Annotated in this window: 3 protein-coding genes and 2 pseudogenes; all 5 read left to right on the forward strand. The window is 26.5% G+C overall.

The genetic code is table 11. From position 1 onward, the window contains the following. Positions 1-468, forward strand: a pseudogene (locus HMPREF1984_RS11660) (hypothetical protein); the annotation flags it as partial. Next, complete coding sequence (locus tag HMPREF1984_RS11665; RefSeq protein ID WP_021767526.1) at positions 431-823, forward strand: hypothetical protein; 393 nt, start codon at positions 431-433, stop codon at positions 821-823. The pseudogene HMPREF1984_RS11660 and the gene HMPREF1984_RS11665, both read left to right, overlap by 38 nt. A gap of 203 nt (positions 824-1,026) precedes the next feature. Beyond that, positions 1,027-1,239, forward strand: a complete 213-nt coding sequence (locus HMPREF1984_RS08350) for a hypothetical protein (RefSeq protein ID WP_021767527.1) — start codon at positions 1,027-1,029, stop codon at positions 1,237-1,239. After that, a complete protein-coding gene (locus HMPREF1984_RS08355; RefSeq protein WP_021767528.1) occupies positions 1,232-1,771 on the forward strand; it encodes a hypothetical protein in 540 nt (179 codons plus the stop codon). The genes HMPREF1984_RS08350 and HMPREF1984_RS08355 overlap by 8 nt, the downstream gene beginning before the upstream one ends. A 143-nt stretch (positions 1,772-1,914) precedes the next feature. Continuing rightward, positions 1,915-2,097, forward strand: a pseudogene (locus HMPREF1984_RS08360) (transposase); the annotation flags it as partial. Positions 2,098-2,147 lie beyond the last annotated feature (50 nt).

The raw sequence follows: 2,147 nt of genomic DNA on the forward strand, positions 1-2,147 counted from the left end.
TATTTAGTTATATATTTTCAAATAATCGTTGTTGGAGAAGGAAGTAACCTTCATGTTGGAACAGTTGAAAATACTGGAGTTGTAGTTGGCAAGGAAGGGAATTCTACATTTAGGATTGAGACTTATGTTGGAAAAGATATTCAAAATTATGATACAATGACAACAACAGGAGGTTCAATAGGAGTTTCACTTGGAGGAAAACCAAAAATTACTAACGTTGGCTTTAATCAGGACAGCAGGGATAAGCAAGGAATTACAAGAAATACAGTAGTTGGAGATGTTGAGATAGGAGAATCTTCTGGAAGTCCAATAAACAGGGATATTACAAGAGCAAATGAAGTAACAAAGGACACTCATAGAAGTACAAATATTAATGTAGAGAGCCAAAATATTGAGTATGCTACTAATCCTAGTAAACTGAAAGAGGATATTGGAAAAGTTAAGAACAGGGACGGCTTATGTACATGATAAAAAAGGAAAGAAAATCAAGACAATAATAATCAATGGAGAAGATCCGAAGAATGCAACAAAGGCTGGACTTATTGGAACAATAGTTGAAGAAGGAAGTCATGTAATAGGAAAAGTTGAAGGCAGACAGAGAAATACAGGAACAGATGAAAAAGGGCTTGAAAGTACAGGAAGGGCTTCAAATGAGTACTTTTCTGAAAAATACAAGGATGACATCCAACTATCAGTATTCATTCGGATGGGAAGGATTATTCCAATGTTGATTTTGGGGAAAATGTGGGGGATAAAACAATTGTTCCATCAAAATATCATAATAGTGAAAATTTTAAAACAAATAAGGAAAAAAATAATGTAATAGATGCCTTTATTAAAGCATATGGAGGTGAAAAGAAAGATTATTATATCAATTGGAAAAGATATAAAAAAAATAGTGATTATAGAGAAGAAATAAATTATTATTATCTTATTGCATTGAATGAGATAAGAGCAATCGAATAATTTTCTAAATATCCTAATCACTATACAGAAGTTGAACCTAAAGAAGCAGTTTATCATAATATGATAGGCGGAAAGATAAAAATTGGTGGCTTAAATAGAAAATTTGTAAATAAAGAAAATGGGAGAGAAATTGTATTAACTTCAGATAAAAAACAAGTTGTAAAAGATAATTTAAATAGAGGGACGTTTAATTACTATACTTATGATAAGCAAAAGGAGCTTGATGTTTTGAAACATACAAAAGAAAGGAAACTAAAAATAAAAAATGAGTAAAATAATAAAATTTATAATTATAATATCTGTATGTATAATAACAAATATAATAATATTCATTTATACAAAGTATAGTTTAAATTTAAAAAATGAATATATAATTGGTTCTTCAAGTCAAGAATATCAATCTGTTGAATTACCAATTAAGGCAATTTATATTAATGGAAATTCTTTATTAGTTCTAGGAAATAAAAACTTAAGCTCTTCACATTATATAAAAAATATTGAAATAATTTATTATAAGAAAAAGATAGGAAATATTGAAATAAATAAAAAAATTTTAGAATTAAATTATTATAAGAAAGAAAATTATTATCTTTACAATATTTCTGAATCTGAAATAAATAAAATCTTAGATAAAAATAATTTAAATAATATTTTAAGAAATAGATTTTTTGAATACGATAAGAATTATTTTGAATTTAAAATTTTTATTGAAAATAAAAAAACAAATGAAGTAACATCATTTGTAATAAAAAATATTGGTATAAGATACAAAAAATGGTATGATTTTGAAATTCCCTATTTTTAAAAGCTCTTTATAAGTGATGGGGATGAAAAAAGAGCCAATTATAACAAAAAAGACTGGTAAATTCCAGCTTAATGTACTGCACCCAAAATCTTGGACACAAGATTGGAGGTGCAGTTTTTATGAGTAAATTAACAAGGAAAGAAAGGAAAGATAAAAATAGGATATATTCTAAAGAATTTAAATTGCAGACAATTAATAGAATCATAGTTAATAATGAATCTATTAATTCTGTCGCTATTGATGTTGGTCTGGCTTCTTCCGGTCTTTTACATAATTGGCTTTCAAAATTTAAAGAAAATGGGTATAATGTTATAGAGAAGAAAAAGAAAGAGTAATAGTCGAATATTATTACAATAACAAAAGAATAAAGGAAAAA

It is taken from the genome of Leptotrichia sp. oral taxon 215 str. W9775 (assembly GCF_000469505.1).
Taxonomy (GTDB): Bacteria; Fusobacteriota; Fusobacteriia; order Fusobacteriales; family Leptotrichiaceae; genus Leptotrichia_A.

What these genes read in the sequence shown, in the direction of transcription:
- HMPREF1984_RS08350 (WP_021767527.1), top strand. Translation starts at nt 1,027, where the DNA reads ATGATAGGCGGAAAGATAAAAATTGGTGGCTTAAATAGAAAATTTGTA.
- HMPREF1984_RS08355 (WP_021767528.1), top strand. Translation starts at nt 1,232, where the DNA reads ATGAGTAAAATAATAAAATTTATAATTATAATATCTGTATGTATAATA.